The sequence below is a fragment of the Pantoea sp. App145 genome, from assembly GCF_047947045.1.
In the GTDB taxonomy this organism is placed as follows: Bacteria; Pseudomonadota; Gammaproteobacteria; order Enterobacterales; family Enterobacteriaceae; genus Pantoea.
In genome coordinates this window covers 396,691-414,631 of sequence record NZ_CP133290.1, presented here as the reverse complement: position 1 = coordinate 414,631, position 17,941 = coordinate 396,691, and the positions used below count along the sequence as shown (strand labels likewise).

17 protein-coding genes are annotated in these 17,941 nt (G+C 53.8%); 8 read left to right on the top strand and 9 right to left on the bottom strand.

Annotated elements, in window-relative coordinates; genetic code table 11:
- Positions 1-62 precede the first annotated feature (62 nt).
- Entirely contained in the window at positions 63-494 is a 432-nt protein-coding gene (gene nudB, locus RCF31_RS01825) for a dihydroneopterin triphosphate diphosphatase (protein ID WP_416412303.1), read from the bottom strand.
- Complete coding sequence (gene aspS / locus RCF31_RS01820) at positions 494-2,275, bottom strand: aspartate--tRNA ligase (protein WP_299451594.1); 1,782 nt, start codon at positions 2,273-2,275, stop codon at positions 494-496. Before aspS ends, nudB begins: the two co-directional genes overlap by 1 nt.
- A gap of 221 nt (positions 2,276-2,496) precedes the next feature.
- Here aspS and RCF31_RS01815 point away from each other — a divergent pair, with 221 nt between their 5' ends.
- The 3 genes from RCF31_RS01815 to cmoB all read left to right on the top strand — a co-directional run bounded on the left by RCF31_RS01815 (position 2,497) and on the right by cmoB (position 5,104).
- Complete coding sequence (locus tag RCF31_RS01815; protein ID WP_313684135.1) at positions 2,497-3,318, top strand: DUF72 domain-containing protein; 822 nt, start codon at positions 2,497-2,499, stop codon at positions 3,316-3,318.
- 92 nt (positions 3,319-3,410) lie between these two features.
- Positions 3,411-4,139, top strand: coding sequence for a carboxy-S-adenosyl-L-methionine synthase CmoA (cmoA, locus tag RCF31_RS01810; RefSeq protein ID WP_084875409.1), 729 nt, complete (start codon positions 3,411-3,413; stop codon positions 4,137-4,139).
- Positions 4,136-5,104, top strand: coding sequence for a tRNA 5-methoxyuridine(34)/uridine 5-oxyacetic acid(34) synthase CmoB (gene cmoB, locus RCF31_RS01805; protein ID WP_416412301.1), 969 nt, complete (start codon positions 4,136-4,138; stop codon positions 5,102-5,104). Before cmoA ends, cmoB begins: the two co-directional genes overlap by 4 nt.
- 3 nt (positions 5,105-5,107) lie before the next feature.
- Here cmoB and RCF31_RS01800 read toward each other — a convergent pair whose 3' ends face one another.
- Complete coding sequence (locus RCF31_RS01800; protein WP_416412300.1) at positions 5,108-5,728, bottom strand: LysE family translocator; 621 nt, start codon at positions 5,726-5,728, stop codon at positions 5,108-5,110.
- 175 nt (positions 5,729-5,903) lie between these two features.
- Between RCF31_RS01800 and RCF31_RS01795 the strand changes: the two genes are divergently transcribed.
- Positions 5,904-7,001, top strand: a complete 1,098-nt coding sequence (locus RCF31_RS01795) for a glycerol dehydrogenase (RefSeq protein ID WP_416412299.1) — start codon at positions 5,904-5,906, stop codon at positions 6,999-7,001.
- Positions 7,002-7,094: 93 nt separating this feature from the next.
- Here the strand turns inward: RCF31_RS01795 and RCF31_RS01790 are convergent, their stop codons facing one another.
- A complete protein-coding gene (locus RCF31_RS01790) occupies positions 7,095-7,943 on the bottom strand; it encodes a hypothetical protein (RefSeq protein ID WP_084875420.1) in 849 nt (282 codons plus the stop codon).
- Positions 7,944-8,326: 383 nt separating this feature from the next.
- Here RCF31_RS01790 and RCF31_RS01785 point away from each other — a divergent pair, with 383 nt between their 5' ends.
- Complete coding sequence (locus tag RCF31_RS01785) at positions 8,327-8,515, top strand: ribbon-helix-helix protein, CopG family (RefSeq protein ID WP_084875423.1); 189 nt, start codon at positions 8,327-8,329, stop codon at positions 8,513-8,515.
- A gap of 767 nt (positions 8,516-9,282) precedes the next feature.
- On the opposite strand, the gene cutC is transcribed toward RCF31_RS01785, so the two are convergent.
- The gene (cutC, locus tag RCF31_RS01780) at positions 9,283-10,035 is read right to left on the bottom strand and encodes a copper homeostasis protein CutC (protein WP_084875425.1); all 753 of its coding nucleotides are present in this window, start codon (positions 10,033-10,035) and stop codon (positions 9,283-9,285) included.
- Positions 10,036-10,122: 87 nt separating this feature from the next.
- Here cutC and RCF31_RS01775 point away from each other — a divergent pair, with 87 nt between their 5' ends.
- Complete coding sequence (locus tag RCF31_RS01775; RefSeq protein ID WP_416412298.1) at positions 10,123-11,268, top strand: MalY/PatB family protein; 1,146 nt, start codon at positions 10,123-10,125, stop codon at positions 11,266-11,268.
- On the opposite strand, the gene RCF31_RS01770 is transcribed toward RCF31_RS01775, so the two are convergent.
- Positions 11,265-11,825: a VOC family protein gene (locus tag RCF31_RS01770; protein WP_416412297.1), complete on the bottom strand. Its 561-nt coding sequence runs from the start codon at positions 11,823-11,825 to the stop codon at positions 11,265-11,267. The genes RCF31_RS01775 and RCF31_RS01770 overlap by 4 nt on opposite strands.
- A gap of 314 nt (positions 11,826-12,139) precedes the next feature.
- On the opposite strand from RCF31_RS01770, the gene RCF31_RS01765 reads away from it, so the two are divergent.
- Positions 12,140-12,262: a hypothetical protein gene (locus tag RCF31_RS01765; protein ID WP_299451610.1), complete on the top strand. Its 123-nt coding sequence runs from the start codon at positions 12,140-12,142 to the stop codon at positions 12,260-12,262.
- 178 nt (positions 12,263-12,440) lie between these two features.
- Positions 12,441-14,171 (top strand): arginine--tRNA ligase, encoded by a 1,731-nt coding sequence (gene argS / locus RCF31_RS01760; protein ID WP_416412296.1) that lies wholly within the window; start codon positions 12,441-12,443, stop codon positions 14,169-14,171.
- A 37-nt stretch (positions 14,172-14,208) separates the two neighbouring features.
- Here the strand turns inward: argS and flhE are convergent, their stop codons facing one another.
- From flhE to flhB, 3 genes are read right to left on the bottom strand one after another with little or no spacing between them, the layout of a single operon-like run.
- The gene (gene flhE / locus RCF31_RS01755) at positions 14,209-14,604 is read right to left on the bottom strand and encodes a flagellar protein FlhE (protein ID WP_299451614.1); all 396 of its coding nucleotides are present in this window, start codon (positions 14,602-14,604) and stop codon (positions 14,209-14,211) included.
- 1 nt (position 14,605) lies between these two features.
- Complete coding sequence (gene flhA, locus RCF31_RS01750; RefSeq protein ID WP_299451615.1) at positions 14,606-16,693, bottom strand: flagellar biosynthesis protein FlhA; 2,088 nt, start codon at positions 16,691-16,693, stop codon at positions 14,606-14,608.
- Positions 16,686-17,840, bottom strand: a complete 1,155-nt coding sequence (flhB, locus tag RCF31_RS01745) for a flagellar biosynthesis protein FlhB (RefSeq protein WP_416412295.1) — start codon at positions 17,838-17,840, stop codon at positions 16,686-16,688. Before flhB ends, flhA begins: the two co-directional genes overlap by 8 nt.
- Positions 17,841-17,941 lie beyond the last annotated feature (101 nt).

The following is a 17,941-nucleotide window of genomic DNA, read 5'->3' as shown; positions in this document are numbered from 1 at the left end:
CCGCACCCAATTCATTAAATTTTAATGAATGTGCCGCCAGAAAAACGCGTGGCGGCTTGCATTCAGATAAATTCTTCTATTGCCTGGCGGTTACTCCAGGACTTAGTCAGGGCTGCTGCATCAGTGGGCATCAGCCAGCGCGCGGCGAGGTGCTCACTCAGGATGACCTCGCGCTCTGCGGGCAGCGCCAACCGGAACCAGTGTTCACGATTGTGTGTCGTGCCCGGCGCGTAGCGATGGCGATAGTGCGGGAAGATCTCAAACTCGATTTGTTTATGGCAATCTTCCAGTGGCAGCTGTTCGGTTACCACATCAATCGCCAGTTCTTCCTGCACTTCACGCTGTGCAGCCTGAAGCGGGGTTTCCCCGGCTTCAAGACTGCCGGTGACCGATTGCCAGAAGCTCTCGTCATCGCGGCGTTGCAGCATCAGCACCCGGCCGGAGTCCTGAGCAAAAATCACCACCAGAACCGAAACCGGATGCTTATAGCCCATTATTTATTCTCGAGCTTGTCTTTCTTTGGAGCCAGCTGGATCCCGAGATCGGCCAGCGCGGCTGGATTGGCTTCGCTGGGCGCTTCCGTCATCAGACAAGCCGCTGCCGTGGTTTTCGGGAAGGCAATCACGTCACGGATGTTATCGGTACCGGTCAGCAGCATGGTGACGCGGTCCAGACCAAATGCCAGACCCGCATGTGGCGGGGTGCCGAATTTCAGTGCATCCAGCAGGAAGCCAAACTTCTCACGCTGTTCTTCTTCCGCAATACCGAGAATGCTGAACACCACCTGCTGCATTTTGCCGTTGTGGATACGCACCGAACCGCCGCCCACTTCATAACCGTTGATCACCATATCGTAAGCATTGGCGATGGCCTGCTCCGGGTTTTCCGCCAGTTGCTCAGCCGTCATCTCTTTCGGCGAGGTAAACGGATGGTGCATCGCTGCCAGACCACCTTCGTCATCCGCTTCGAACATCGGGAAGTCGATGACCCACAGCGGTGCCCAGGCTTTGTCATCGGTGATTTGCAGGTCACGACCCACTTTCAGACGCAGTGCGCCCAGCGCATCGGAAACCACTTTGGCGCGATCGGCACCAAAGAAGATCACATCGCCATCCTGCGCGCCGGTGCGCTCAAGAATCGCGGCCACAATCTCAGCGTTGAGGAACTTCGCCACCGGGCTTTGTACACCTTCAAAACCTTTTGCCAGCTCGTTGACCTTCATCCACGCCAACCCTTTGGCACCGTAGATTTCAACAAACTTGCCGTACTCATCAATCTGCTTACGGCTCAGGGTGGCACCACCCGGCACACGTAGCGCGGCGACACGGCCTTTGGCATCGTTGGCCGGGCCAGAGAATACCTGGAATTCGACGTTTTTCAGCAGATCCGCAACATCCACCAGCTCCATCGGGTTACGCAGATCTGGCTTGTCAGAACCGTAACGACGCATCGCTTCGGCGAAGGTCATTTGCGGGAAGCTGCCAAGGTCCACGCCTCGGATATCCATCCACAGTTCACGGATCAGACGCTCCATCACTTCACGCACCTGTTCGGCGCTCATAAAGGAGGTTTCCACGTCGATCTGGGTAAATTCAGGCTGACGATCGGCACGCAAGTCTTCGTCACGGAAGCACTTCACGATCTGATAGTAACGGTCAAAACCGGACATCATCAGCAGCTGTTTGAACAGCTGCGGTGACTGCGGCAGTGCATAAAATTTGCCTTTATGCACACGGCTCGGCACCAGATAGTCACGCGCACCTTCCGGTGTGGCTTTGGTCAGCATCGGGGTTTCGATATCGAGGAAACCTTCGTTGTCCATAAAACGGCGGACAAAGCTGGTGATTTTTGCGCGGGTTTTCAGGCGCTGAGCCATCTCCGGACGACGCAGGTCCAGGTAGCGGTATTTCAAACGTGCTTCTTCGCTGTTGATCTGGTTGGAATCCAGCGGCAGCGGCTCAGCACGGTTAATAATGTTCAGGTCATGGGCAAAGATTTCAATCTCGCCAGTCGCCATTTCGCTGTTTTTATTCTTCTCATCACGCGCACGCACGGTGCCAGTGATCTGGATACAGAATTCGTTACGCAGCTCAGACGCCAGCTGGAAAGCCTCCTGACGATCGGGATCGAAGAACACCTGGACGATGCCTTCACGGTCGCGCATATCGATAAAAATCAGGCTACCCAGATCGCGACGGCGGTTTACCCAGCCGCAAAGAGTGACTTGCTGACCCACATGAGACAGATTGAGCTGTCCGCAATATTCTGTACGCATAACGTATCCTTTTAACTTCGCCGCTGCAGCCAGGCAGCATCAGGCCGCGTAACCTTCTGAGATGCTGCCGCAAAAAAGGCGGCTATTATAATGGAAAAAGCCTGACAGGATAAGTAGAGCCGCGCCAAAGCGCTTAAAACATCTGCTTTTGTCACAGGTTGTTATCCCAGTGTGACTAAAACAGGTTAACCTGTCGCTGATTTTTCCGTATGGGGTTCGTTTTGACGCTACGTATTGGCTTACCGCAGTGGCAGCATGCACACTGGAAACAATTTGGTCTGGCAACGCTGGCAGATTATGCGCAGCTGTTCGATTGTGTCGAAGGTAATACCACGCTTTATGCATTACCAAAGCAGGAAGTGGTGCTGCGCTGGCGCGACATGACCCATGACGATTTCCGCTTCTGCTTTAAATTCCCGTCCACCATCAGCCACCAGGCGGCGCTGCGTAACTGCGATGATTTGCTGGCGGAGTTTTTGCGTCTGCTGGACCCGTTAGCCAACCGTATCGGCCAATACTGGCTGCAACTCCCCGCCGCCTTTTCCCCGGCGCAACTGAATGATTTGTGGCACTTTCTGGATAGCCTGCCGCGTCGCTTCAGTTATGGTGTGGAAGTGCGCCATGCGGCGTTCTTTGCCAAAGGCGAGGCCGAACGTGCGCTTAATCGCGGCTTGCAACAACGCGGCGTGAATCGGGTGATTCTGGATAGCCGCCCGGTACATGCCTCGCAATCACAAACCGCCGTGGCCATCCATGCGCGGGAAAAAAAGCCTCGCGTACCGCCACATGCGGTGCGCACCGGCAACCAGCCGATGGTGCGTTTTATCGGCAGTGATAGTGTTGATGAATCTGTGCCCATGTTTCAGCCGTGGCTGGCAAAATTGCCCGGCTGGTTGGTGGAAAGCGATCCGATGTTGTTTATTCATACCCCCGATATGGGTGAGGTTTTTCCACTGGTTGCCGCCTTGTGGCCCCAGTTGCAACAGCTGGAACCCCGGCTGCCTGCGCTGCCCATCTGGCCTCAGCAATCCAGCCTGTTCTGACGCCTCGGGCTACACTCATGGGAAACGGGTGCAGCCTGCGGCAGTTTCTGCCAGAATAGCGCCCTTTCCGTTTTCTCTCCGGATATTTCATTATGTCTGACCGCGATACGCTATTTTCCGCACCCATCGATAAACTGGGTGACTGGACCTTTGACGAGCGCGTGGCTGAAGTCTTTCCCGATATGATTCAGCGCTCGGTGCCCGGTTATTCCAACATCATTTCGATGATTGGTATGCTGGCAGAACGCTTTGTGCAGCCCAACAGCAAGGTCTACGATCTGGGCTGTTCGCTCGGTGCTGCCACGCTCTCAGTCCGCCGTAATATTCATGTGCCGGGTTGTGAGATCATTGCTGTTGATAACTCGCCGGCGATGGTTGAACGTTGTCGCCGCCATATCGATGCTTTCCGTGCCGATACGCCGGTGCAGGTGCTGGAGGCGGATATTCGTGATATCCACATCGAAAACGCCTCCCTGGTGGTGCTCAACTTTACGTTGCAGTTCCTGGAACCCGATGCCCGAGTGCTGCTGTTGCAAAAAATTGCCCAGGGCCTGAATCCTGGCGGGGCACTGGTGCTGTCGGAAAAATTCAGCTTTGAAGATGCTGAAGTCGGCGAGCTGCTGTTCAACATGCACCACGACTTCAAACGCGCCAATGGCTATAGCGAACTGGAAATTAGCCAGAAACGCAGCATGCTGGAAAACGTTATGTTGACCGATAGCGTCGAAGCACACAAAGCGCGGCTTAAACAGGCGGGTTTTTCCCACGCCGAGCTGTGGTTCCAGTGCTTTAACTTTGGTTCGCTGGTGGCACTGAAATGATTGATTTTGGTCGATTCTATCAGCAAATCGCCACTGGCCCGCTTGCCAGCTGGCTGGAAGTGTTACCCTCCCAGGTGGCGGCCTGGCAGCGGGAAAATCTGCACGGTCATTTCCGTAACTGGGAAAAATCGGTTGAGCATCTTCCCGCACTTGTCCCGCAGCAGCTCGATTTACTGCATAGCGTCAGTGCACAACAGGATGATCTAACCGAACGTCAGCGTGCCGGGATTGAAAAGCTGTTACGTAATCTCATGCCGTGGCGCAAAGGGCCGTACTCACTCTACGGCACAGAAATCGATACCGAATGGCGTTCAGACTGGAAGTGGCAGCGTGTACAGCCACACATTTCCCCGCTGGCCGGACGCACGGTGCTGGATGTCGGCTGTGGCAGTGGCTACCACATGTGGCGCATGGTCGGTGCCGGTGCACAGTTGGTGGTCGGTATCGATCCCATGCAGTTGTTCCTGTGTCAGTTCGAAGCAGTACGCAAGCTGTTGGGTGACGATCGTCGTGCGCATTTGCTGCCGCTGGGTATTGAGCAACTGCCTGCGCTACAGGCGTTCGATACCGTGTTTTCGATGGGGGTGCTGTATCACCGCCGTTCGCCGCTGGACCATCTGCTGCAGCTGAAAAATCAGCTGGTCAGTGAAGGGGAGCTGGTGCTGGAAACGCTGGTGATTGAAGGGGATGAGAACGCGGTACTGGTACCTGGCGAACGTTATGCGCAGATGCGCAACGTCTACTTTATTCCTTCCGCTGCCGCATTAAAAAGCTGGCTGGAGAAGTGTGGCTTCATCGATGTGCGTATCGTTGATTACGCTGTCACCTCGGTGGAAGAACAACGCCGGACCGACTGGATGACCAGCGAATCGCTGGCCGAATTCCTTGATCCGCTTGATAGCAGCAAAACGGTGGAAGGCTATCCAGCACCGCTGCGCGCGGTACTGGTCGCACGTAAGCCCTGATCTTTAACGCCGCGACAGCGCCAGCTTCGCGGCGAAACCGATAAATACGCAGCCAGTCAGACGATCCATCACTTTCAACACGGTAGGACGACGCAGGTGCGCAGCAAAGTAGTGGCTGCCACCAATCAGCACCGCATTCCACACCAGACCAATCGCCATATGGGTCAGCGCCATCAGGGTACACCACAACGGTACTGACGCACCGGCCGGGATAAACTGCGGCAGGAAAGTGACGTAAAACACCCCCACTTTTGGATTCAGCATGTTGCCCAACAGCCCACGACTAAAACAGGCGAAATAACTTTGTTCTTTTGTGGTGGTAACCTGCCCGTCATCCGTCTGAGTACGCGGATTCAGCAACAACTTCACACCCAGCCACAGCAGATACGCTGCCCCCACCCACTTCAACAGGTTATAAGCCATTTCTGAAGCCAACAGCAACGCACCCAAACCCAGGCCCACCATCACGCCCCACACCAAACATCCCAGCGTGACACCGAACGCGGTAGCCGAGGCACGTTTCCAGCCCTGGGCCGCCGCAGTACGCAGCACCAGTGCGGTATCAAAGCCTGGTGTCAAGGTGAGGATGGTGATAGCAAACAGAAATGAAATCAGTAAAGTCATGGCGTGCTCCCTGTAAATTTGCCGCTATCTTAACGCTGCAACCAGGGGAAGACGATAGTTACCTCCCGTGAGTAACTGAGAATAATTCTCAACTTGCCACCAATGGTTAAATTACCGTCATTTTTCTATGTCAGTTTGATGCCAGTCTCTTTTCTCACCCAAAGGAGTTATGGCTATGAGTAAGTTTATTTTCTCTTCACCACGGAAATATGTGCAAGGCGCTGGCGTGCTGGATGAACTGGGATCCTCTATCGCAGAGCTGGGTACACACGCTTTTCTGGTGGCCGACGATATCGTTTGGCAGCTGATTGGCGAGCGGACACAGCAGGCTTTAAAGGCCACCAGCATTGAATTCAGTCGTCAGCCGTTTAATGGCGAAGCCTCCAGCAATGAGATCAACCGCCTGGCACAACTGGCGAAATCTACCGGCAGCGATGTGATTGTCGGCCTCGGTGGCGGTAAAACGCTGGATACGGTGAAAGCCGTGGCTGATGAACTCAAATTGCCGGTCGCCATCGTCCCCACCGTAGCCTCCACCGATGCACCATGTAGCGCGCTTTCCGTGATCTACTCCGACAGCGGCGTGTTTGAAAGTTATCGCTTCTATAGCAAAAACCCGGATTTGGTACTGGTCGATACCGCGGTCTGTGCCAGCGCTCCCGTGCGTCTCTTCGCCTCCGGTATTGCCGATGGTCTTGCTACCTGGGTAGAAGCACAGGCGGTGTTGCGTTCACATGCCAAATCGATGGTCAATGGCGATCCTACCATCGCCGGACTGGCGATCGCCCGTGCCTGTGAGGAAACGCTGCTGACCTGGGGATTCAGCGCTTACACCGCCGTCAGCGAAAAACGTGTAACGCCAGCGGTTGAAGCTGTCGTAGAGGCCAATACCCTGCTCTCCGGCCTTGGCTTTGAGAATGCCGGTCTGGCTGGTGCACATGCCATTCACAATGGTTTTACCGCTATCGACGGGGATATCCACCATCTGACCCATGGTGAAAAAGTGGCTTATGGCACCCTGACCCAGATGGTGCTGGAGCAGCGTCCGGATGAAGAGATCGCGCGCTACATCCGCTTCTATCGTTCGATTAATATGCCGACCACCCTGAAAGAACTGCATCTGGAGCATGAGTCCTGGGAGAATCTGGTGCGGGTGGGTGCGCTGGCAAATAGCGAAGGCGATACGCTGAAGAACCTGAATCCGCATCTGGCACCGGAAGACATCGCCAATGCCATTCTGGCGGTTGATGCGTTCAGCAAAACCGTTAAATAATCCAACCTGTGTAGCGGCGTGATTTATCACGCTTCTTTGGCAACAATGCCGGGATAAAAACGCGCAATAAATTGCGCCGCTACACATTCATCATCACTGTTCTTCAGTAGGCTTATCCCAATACTGATATTTGTAAGCCGAGCTGAGATGACGCTCGATGGTTCCTTTCTCAAACACTTCGGTTTCGTGCAAATAACTGAGCGTGCAATTTCCTACCTCATCCCACAACTGACATTCATCCACCGATCGGATGGTGCTGACCGGTGTGGTCGCCGTGCCATTCAGACGTAACTCACGCCACTGATTGTCATAGGTATAGGTATCTTTGCTGCGTGCGCTGATGGCGCTGATCACCAGCCCCTGTGGATTCCAGTTGTAGGTACTCTCACCGTTAGTCAGCGCATCGCTGCCACGTGCGACGCTTCTTTCTACGCGGAAATGTTTGTCATAACGGTAAGTGGTATCGGTGAAGCCGTTTTTGCCCATACTGGTAAATTTGTCAGAGGAACTGATGATGTTACCCCGCTGCCCCATCTGCCAGTTAATGGTGCCCTGCCGGTTATCCACCACGACTTCTTTCCCCTCTTTAAGGACTTTCACCAGATAGGCGTACTCCGCCACCCAGCCGCCCTGCACACGTGCAATATGTTGTTCCATGCTCAGCACGACATTACTTTCGCTTTTATCATAAGTAATATCCGCCACCATCAAATCACCACAGGGATCAAACTGCCCCAGAATACGTTTCTGTGAATCAACGTCTTTACCAAATTCACCGGCAATCACCTGGCGCACAGCGCCTTTCGCATTCCCCCCCAGCATAATCCAGTTGTTGCTATTGGTGATGTTCTTGCTCAACGGCGGACAGACGGTGCTGACAGCCAGCGCAGCGCCACTGAGCGGGAAAAGCAGCAGTAAAACGGCACAAGGGATGGATTTCATGATGGTTATCCGTGAATAGCCTTAACTTTCAATGTAAGCATCTTTTTTCATGATGCGCTACGGTCAGCTTGCGGAGATCATCACAAAGGAGGAAGGAGGCTCATCACACAACAGTAAAAGACGAATCACCAGGATTTATTTAAAGTTTACTTTAAATATTTAACCCCGATTTATATCCGCTATTTAATGTTAGTTTCTGCCATTGCTGGATTTCATAGATTTTAAAACTAAAAAAACTCTTCTGAACAAAGTCAAGTCTGATTAACCCACTATAGTGAGGCTATTCATGAGATTAAGCTCACTGCCGCCCATTTATAATCCCTAAGGCAATCTTAATGAGAACAGCCGTACCCTACTATCCTAACTCTACGGAGGGTTTAAGCATGATTCAATCAGCCAGCGACATTCAGAAACGCAGCGATGAAAAGCGTGGTATGAAGCCCAAAACCTATAAACTCCCCCTGAATACCATCGATCGAATCGAGTTGCTCGCGAGTCATTCCGGGATATCTCAGGCAGCCATCATCGCCAATGCTATTGATATTTACGAGCAGTCGCTAAAACGACAATAACGCGCCATATTCTGTTCCTGACGCGTAGCGGTGCGATTTATCGCGCGGGTTATTATTGACGCGAAAAGATATTGCGCGATAAATCACGCCGCTACGTTTCATACTTTATCCATCATTAAAAGTGATGACGGGATGCCATTCCGGGTAAGATTATCGTGGCTTACTCCTTATTATCTTCTCACCCTCTTCTGTGAGTCTGACCTCGTAATAGCGTGTCATATCACTCACTACCACAACGAAATCAATTAAACCTTCCCGCATCAATGGTGCCAGGCTCCGGCAAGTGACCTCTTTACGTTTTCTTCGTACATTATCATGTCTGACTTCCACACCGACTGCTTTATCACCTCGTAACTTATAATCCGTTCCGTTTCGCATGCGATTCAGAGTTACGAGTTTCTCCTGTGAAATCATGGTCATATCCATCTACCCCAGCCAAAAGTACTACATTGATGACACACGAATGTTGTGGTTGATAAATCATCCGTGCTTTTAGTTGTAATAAGTTCTTTTCTCTGCACTTCATGGTAATGACAATATGGAGATTATGTGAGTTTAATATTAGCGGGTTGACGGATTTATATTTTTATGATTCGTCATATTTGATGCTACGCGCAGTTAGGGGACATCGACGTGGTATAACCAGGTTCCACTGAGGTTAATGCTTATTTTAGACAAAAAGAACCCCAGCAAGAAAAACTGGGGTTTGGTACTTGCAAACATCACGTCATGCTTTCGGCGTGCTGCGCGGCAAAATTGGCGCGATTTCAGGCTACCCGGACGGTGTTCATCTGCATCATGCTTTTCATGGCTTCCACCACATCACCATCAACACAGTAGCGACTGAATTCATCGGTTTCCGCTTCAGAACACATCGACACCCCAGCTTTGCGGTAGCGCATCGGGGAGGCGACTAAGCGGCTTGCCGAGCTATGAACTTCCTGGATGCCACCATCCAGAAACTTCTGCAGGTTGCTAAGACGCACCCCTGCCCCGGCCATAATGATTGGACCCACGTTTTGCTCATTAAGTTCCCGCAATAATGGAATTCCGGTTTCCGCGCTTTGCTGCTGACCCGAAGTCAGAATGCGCGCAATACCCAAATCACTCAGTACCTCAAGCGCACGTTTTGGGCTATGGCACAAGTCAAAGGCGCGATGGAAGGTCACTGCCATGCCGTCACACAACGCCATAATCTGGCGCATACGGGCGACATCCACATGCGCATCTTCATCCAGCATGCCAATAACCAGACCGGGGAAACCCAGTTCACGCATCAGCGCCACATCCGATTTCATCACTTCGAACTCGTGGGCGGTATAACAAAAATCACCGCCGCGCGGCCGGACAATCGGATGCACCGGAATTGTCACCTGCCGTCGTGCCGCTTCCAGCACGCCCGCAGAAGGTGTCAGCCCGCCTTCACGGGGTGCGCTGCAGAGTTCCACTCGGTCAGCACCGGACAGCTGCGCAGTCATTGCACAGTCGATGCCATAGCAGCATATTTCCAGTTTCGTCATACTTTTCTCCTTTCACATGACTTCTGGCTCGGGAAGATTGCTTAAGTTAGTCTGCTCAATGAAGACAGTTTACGTGGAAAACTAACTATGGCATTCAATTTTGACCAATGGATAGACCGCCGTCACAGCGATAGTTTGAAATGGCACAAATATGGCGATCAGGATGTACTGCCATTATGGGTTGCCGACACCGATTTTCGCTCCCCGGAATGCGTGATTACTGCGATAAAAAACCGGGCAGAGCACGGTGTTTTTGGTTACGGCGCTACGCCAACCGGATTGATTGATATCACGATTTCCCGTCTGGCGCAGCGCTATGGCTGGCATATCCAGCCGGAATGGATTGTGTTATTGCCGGGAGTCGTCAGTGGCCTGAATCTTTCGGTCCGCGCATTTACCGACCCCGCACAAAGCACCGTCGCTCCAGACCCGATTTATCCCCCGTTTCGCGCTGCGGCTAAACTGGCGGATCGACGTCAAATCCACTTGCCGCTGCAGTTAGAAAATCAGCGCTGGCTAATGAATCTGGCGGTGGTCAATGAACAGATGCAGGGTAATGAACGTTTGCTAATGCTGTGCAATCCGCAAAATCCGGGCGGCACCGCTTATCGACGTGACGAGTTGCAGGCACAGCTGGCCTTTGCGCAACAATATGATTTGATCGTCTGCTCTGATGAAATTCATTGCGACCTGATCCTTAGCCCCGGCGTGCAGCACGTTCCTTTTGCATCACTCAGCGAAGACGCGTCACAGCGCAGCATCACGCTGATTTCACCATCGAAAACCTTCAACATTGCCGGGCTGGGCGCATCAATGGCGATCATCCCTAACCCGGAATTACGTAAACGTTTTAATCAGACGCGTCAGGGGATTGTGCCCGCGGTGGATATTCTGGCACTGGTCGCAGCAGAGGCAGCCTGGCGGGAGGGGGATGCCTGGCTGGCAGCACAGCTTGATTATCTGCGCGCCAATCGTGACTGGCTGGTGGAACAGGTTAATGCCCTGCCCGAGCTCAGCATGGTATCCCCAGAAGCGACCTACCTGGGCTGGATCGATGCCAGCAAGCTTGCCGTTGCCAGCCCGGCACGGTGGTTTGAACAGCACGGTCTGGGTTTCTCACCAGGACGCGACTTTGGCGACGATAATTTTGTTCGTTTCAATTTTGGCTGTACCCTCGCCACGCTGGAGGAAGCTGTCGCGCGTCTGCAACGCGCGGTGGCAACCCGGCGTTAGGCCTGTTCGCTGGCGACGATCTCTTCCAGTCGCCACGGATGAAACTTAATGGTGGTTTGCCCATCCGTCACTGCCAGGGTCGGATTGGGCAAACGCTCCTTTTCGCCCTGCGGGGTGCTGGTTTTAAACGAAATTCCCGGTTGCATCAGCGCTTCATCGGCCAGCAGCGCCATCGCCCGCATGCCCAGCGTTTCCGGCTCACCACGCAACACAATTTCCACATGTTCCCATCCTTCATGCCGATAGCGTTTTTCACCCGGCCAGGGCAACTCGATCACCTCAACCTGCCATCCCGCCAGCTGCATGGGCTGATGCAGTTTGAACAAACAAATCGGACGACCATTGATCATAGCTTCAGAGAACTGGCTGCCGATTTGCAACAAACCCTGCTTCCAGCGCTCAGCCGTAGCGTACTGATGGCAGCGAACTGCCACATGATCGGCTTCGTGTTGATCGAGCTGCAATCCCAAACGTTCAGCAAATTGGAGTAACGCCTGTTCAAAGCGCAGCAGGTCCTGTTCCAAATCCTTCAGTTCCGAAGGAAAAATCATCGTCATGCGTCAATCACCTTACGATTAGTTTAGATCTTTTAATCAATGCAGACTCTTGCAGAATCTGAATTTCTTCAGGCATAACTGTCGGAATCATCTGATTTCGACGCTAAAACCCCGTAAAACCGTATAAAACTGCCTTTCAATTCGGATTAATCGCAACCCCAGGTCCAAAAGTTACTTTATGAAAGTACTTTAACCATCTGTTTTTAATAAACATAATTAATACAATGAGATAAGTCTTATTTAGCCTGCAAACAATTGCAGCCTGAAATCCTTTCTTATAAATTTGTGACTACTCAAATAAAAGGAATGGCCCTATGTCTATGCTCATTGTTGTCGCGGTCCTGATTGCATTGATGGGATTTGCAATTTCCCGCCACTGGAAGGTGCGTGAAGACAAAAGCGTTAAAAATCCTCGTCGCTTTACACGGCGCCGTTAACCGGCGCTGCAATTTCCGCTATTGTTCGCCCTGAACCGATTGCTGACGCACTCTATCATTTCACGTATACTTCCCCTCTTATTTTTTTCCGTCCCGCCAGCCCGAGAACGCCTCTGCGGGATGACGACAACGGCTCGCTCATGGCAGGCGGGCCATTTCAGCATATGAAGGTAACGCGGTGAATATTCAGGCTCTTCTTTCCGACAAAGTCAGTCAGGCAATGATCGCGGCAGGTGCGCCTGCCGATTGCGAACCCCAGGTTCGTCAGTCCGCTAAGGTGCAATTTGGCGACTACCAGGCGAACGGTATCATGGCGGTGGCAAAAAAGCTCGGTCAGGCACCGCGTCAGCTGGCTGAGCAGGTGATCCAGCATCTTGATCTGCACGGTATTGCCAGCAAAGTCGAAATCGCCGGTCCCGGCTTCATTAATATCTTCCTCGATCGCCAGTGGCTGGCTGAGCAGGCGGCGCAGGCGCTGGTATTACCCCGTCTTGGCGTTAGCAGCGTGGCACCCGAAACCGTGGTGATTGACTATTCCGCACCGAACGTGGCGAAAGAAATGCACGTAGGTCACGTCCGTTCCACCATCATCGGTGATGCTGCGGTGCGTACGCTGGAGTTTCTCGGCCACCATGTCATCCGTGCCAACCACGTCGGTGATTGGGGTACGCAGTTCGGTATGTTGATTGCCTACCTGGAAAAACAGCAGAACGAACATCATGAAGATATCGCACTGGCTGACCTCGAAGCCTTCTACCGCGAAGCCAAGCGCACTTATGACGAAGACGAAGCTTTCGCCGAAATCGCGCGCGGCTATGTGGTGAAATTGCAGGGTGGCGATGAATATTGCCGCACCATGTGGAAGAAGCTGGTCGACATCACCATGAGTCAGAACCAGAAAGTTTATGATCGTTTGAATGTTACCCTGACGCGTAAAGATGTGATGGGTGAAAGCCTGTACAACGACATGCTGCCGGGCATCGTTGCAGACCTGAAAGAGAAAGGTCTGGCGGTGATCAGTGAAGGCGCAACCGTGGTGTTCCTTGATGAATTCAAAAACAAGGAAGGCGAACCGATGGGGGTGATTGTGCAGAAGAAAGATGGTGGCTATCTCTACACCACCACCGATATCGCCTGTGCGAAATATCGTTACGAAACCCTGCATGCTGACCGCGTGCTGTACTACATCGATTCACGCCAGCATCAGCATCTGCAACAGGCATGGACCATCGTGCGTAAAGCCGGTTACGTGCCTGAGAGCGTGCCGCTGGAGCACCACGCATTTGGTATGATGCTGGGCAAAGATGGCCGTCCATTCAAGACCCGTACCGGCGGCACCATCAAACTGGCTGACCTGCTGGACGAAGCGGTTGAACGCGCACTGGCGCTGGTCAGTGAGAAAAACCCGGATATGACACCGCAGGAGTTGCAGGATCTGGCGGAAGTGGTGGGCATCGGCGCGGTGAAATACGCCGACCTGTCAAAAAGCCGTACCACCGATTACGTCTTCGACTGGGACAATATGCTGGCCTTTGAAGGCAATACTGCGCCTTACATGCAGTATGCATACACCCGCGTGCTGTCGGTGTTCCGTAAAGCCGGCATTGAAGCCGACGGCCTGCAAGGCGAGATCGTACTGACTGAAGAGCGTGAAGCCCAGCTGGCAACGCGTCTGCTGCAATTTGAAGAAGTCATTACTCAGGTTGCTCGTGACGGGACACCTCATGTGATGTGTGCTTATCTGTACGATCTGGCGGGTCAGTTCTCGGGCTTCTACGAGCACTGCCCGATCCTGTCGGCGGAAGATGAGCAGGTGCGTAATAGCCGTCTGCAACTGGCGGCATTGACAGCGAAAACGCTGAAGCAGGGTCTCGATACCCTCGGCATTAAAACTGTCGAACGTATGTAATACGAAAAACCCGCCAGAAGGCGGGTTTTTTTATGGGCTAGTGATAATTCACAGTAACTTCGCTGCTCACCACGCGCAGGCCAGGCGGCACCGCCCCCCTGCCGTTAAATCCAAAAGCCAGGTGCAACGTTTCATCAGCAGCGATGTGCGCCAAACCGCGCGTCGTCCCGCTCGCCCCCTCCAGCAGCACACAACGCTGGCTGGCACAAAGGCGCACCACCAGCCCGGACGGTGCCGGACGGCTCAGCTGATAGCGCCAACTCACCTGTGAAATCGTTCCCTGCACCTTGGTTGTGGCACGCAGCGGCGGAGAAGCCAGCCAGTTACCGCGCGCGCCGAGAGTCGGCCCGCTGGCGCTGGCATGCCACGCACCGTCCGCCGCCACTGCCCACAGGGGTAATAACAGCAACAGACCCGGCCAGACGCGACGCATGTTATTTACCTCCGATGGTGGCGGTCATACGAATCTGGCGGTTATCCGTCAGCTCCATATTAGACAACACCACCAGCTGCGGCAGATTGCGGCGCAGGAAGCGCGCCAGCAATGCGCGCAGCGGATGGTTAACCAGCAGCACCGGCGGCGCACCCAGCATTTCCTGACGTTGCAGCGCATCCTGTGCCTGATGCAACAAGCGATCGGCGAGACCCGGTTCCAGACCGCCGCCGCCCTGTAACGCCTGTAACAACAGACGTTCCAGCGTGGCATCCAGACCGATCACCTGCACTTCCCCGTTGCCCGGGAACCACTGCTGGGTGATGGCACGACCCAGCGCCACGCGAACCACACTGGTCAGCTCCTGCGGATCGGTCTGTACCGGTGCATGTTCGGCCAGCGTTTCGATAATGGTGCGCATATCACGAATCGACACTCGCTCCGTCAACAGGTTCTGCAAGACCTTATGCAACGTGGTCAGGGTGATCACGCCCGGCACCAAATCTTCGGTGAGTTTCGGCATTTCCTGCGTCACACGATCCAGCAGCTGTTGGGCTTCCTGACGACCAAACAACTCGCTGGCGTATTGTCCAATCAGATGATTGAGGTGCGTTGCGACCACGGTACTGGCTTCCACCACGGTGAAGCCCTGAATTTGTGCCTGCTCTTTCAACGCACTGTCGATCCAGATAGCCGCCAGGCCGAAGGCTGGGTCGACAGTCGCTTCACCCGGCAGGGTGCCGGCTGCGGTGCCAGGGTTAATCGCCATCCAGCGTCCCGGATAGGCATCGCCGCTGCCAATTTCCACCCCTTTCATCAAAATGCGGTAACGTGCGGGCGGCAGTTCCATGTTGTCGCGAATATGTACCACAGGCGGCAGAAAGCCCACCTCCTGCGCCACTTTTTTACGGATACTGCGGATACGCCCCAGCAGTTCACCATTTTGCAAATGATCGACCATCGGAATCAGGCGATACCCGACTTCCATACCGAGTGAATCTTCCAGTTGGACGTCGGTCCATGAGGCTTCAACCGTGGCAGGCGTCTCCTGACTTTTCACCACGCTGGACGCTTCCGGTTGTTTCTTCGGCTGCATTTGACGGCCACGCAACCACCAGGCCAGACCCAATAGCCCAGCGGTGAACAGCAGGAATACAAAGTTAGGCATTCCAGGCACCAGGCCCAGCAAACCAATCACCCCACCACTTAACATCAGTACGCGCGGATTGTTAAACAGCTGGCCCACCATCTGCTCGCCAACGTCCTGGTCAGTACTGACGCGCGTCACAATAACACCCGCAGCGGTCGAGATGACCAGTGCCGGGATCTGCGCCACCAGACCATCACCGATGGTCAGCAGCGTATAGGTTTCGGCTGCGTGCCCCAGATCCAGACCGTGCTGAACTACACCCACCAGCAGGCCACCGATCACGTTTATCACCATGATCATGATCCCGGCGATGGCATCGCCGCGTACAAACTTACTGGCACCGTCCATCGAACCGTAGAAGTCAGCTTCCTGGGTCACCTCTGAGCGACGGCGTTTGGCTTCCTCTTCACCGATCAAACCGGCGTTCAGGTCGGCGTCAATCGCCATCTGTTTGCCGGGCATCCCATCGAGGACAAAGCGCGCTCCCACCTCAGCGATACGGCCAGCACCCTTGGTGATAACCATAAAGTTGATGATGACCAGAATGATGAACACCACGATGCCAATCGCGAAGTTACCACCGACCAGAAAGTGGCCGAAGGCTTCCACCACGCGTCCTGCCGCTGCGGCACCGGTATGACCATCCAGCAGGATGATACGTGTCGAGGCGACATTAAGCGCCAGACGCAGCAACGTGGAGAACAGCAGAATGGTAGGAAATGCCGCGAAATCCAGCGTGCGCTGGGTGAACATTGCCACCAGCAAAACCATGATCGACAGCGCAATGTTAAAGGTAAACAGCAGGTCAAGGATGAACGCGGGTAACGGCAGCACCATCATTGACAGGATCATCATGATCAGTACCGGACCAGCCAGTACCTGCCATTGTGTGTCTTTGAAGTTGCCCGGTAGCCGCAGCTTTTCGGCCAGATTAGCCATCGTTTCTGTTCTCTCCTGGAATGTCCATCTCTGCCGGGACCGACAGATTATTAGGTTTCTTCGGTATCATGCCGCCTTCACGCTTCCAGCGTCTCAGCTGCCAGACCCACGCCAGCACTTCGGCCACCGCCGCATAAAGTGCCCCCGGAATGAACTGACCAATTTCGGTATGACGATATAGCGCACGCGCCAGCGGCGGTGCTTCAAGAATGGGTACGCGATGTTCTTTGCCCAGTTCGCGAATTTTCAGCGCCACGTCTCCGGCACCTTTGGCGATCACCTTCGGCGCGCTCATCTTTTTCTCGTTATATTGCAGCGCAACCGAGTAATGCGTCGGGTTGGTGACGATCACATCGGCTTTGGGTACGTCAGCCATCATGCGGCGTCGGGCAGCGGCGCGCATCGCCTGACGAATTCGCCCTTTAACATGAGGATCGCCCTCCTGCTGTTTGAATTCGTCACGGATATCCTGGCGCGACATGCGTAATTTTTTGAAGTAGCTGTACAACTGCCAAAACACATCGAAGCCGACCATCGGAATCAAACCCAGCATCACCAGCACACAGCACACAGCAATCATGTTCATGCCATGTTCCAGCGCGTTCATGGGGGATTCACTGATTAAACGCAGCATCTCCGGCCAATGTGACCAGACATACCAACCAGCCACCGCCCCCACCAACACCGCCTTGAGGATGGCTTTCAGCAGCTCAGCCCAGGTTTGTCCTGAAACCATACGTTTCAGACCACTTAACGGGTTAAGTTTGGTTAAATCGAGGCTGAGAGATTTACCGCTGATGACGATACCGCCCAGCAGCATGGGTGCAGCCATCGCCACCAGCACTAAACCGGCCATCAGCGGCAGCACCGCCAGCACCGCCTGGCCAATCAGGGTACTGATATGCGCCACGATCACTTTGTCATCAGTGACCATGCCATGATCAAAACGAAAACCGGTCGCCACCATCGCCGCCAGCCGTCGCGCCATGCTGGTGCCACCCAGCCATAAAATCATAATGCCGGATAACATCATCAGTAATGACGTCAGCTCGCGCGAACGCGGAATCTGCCCATCCTCACGCGCTTTTTCAAGTCGGTGCGCTGTGGGCGATTCTGTTTTGTCCTCATCGCTACTGTCTTCAGCCACGACATACCTCTGCTGACTGGAATTCTGAGCATAGGATGCCAAAAGGCGCGGACGCTAAAGCGTGGATTAAGGGGGGAAAATGTCAGCTTATTTAGCCATAA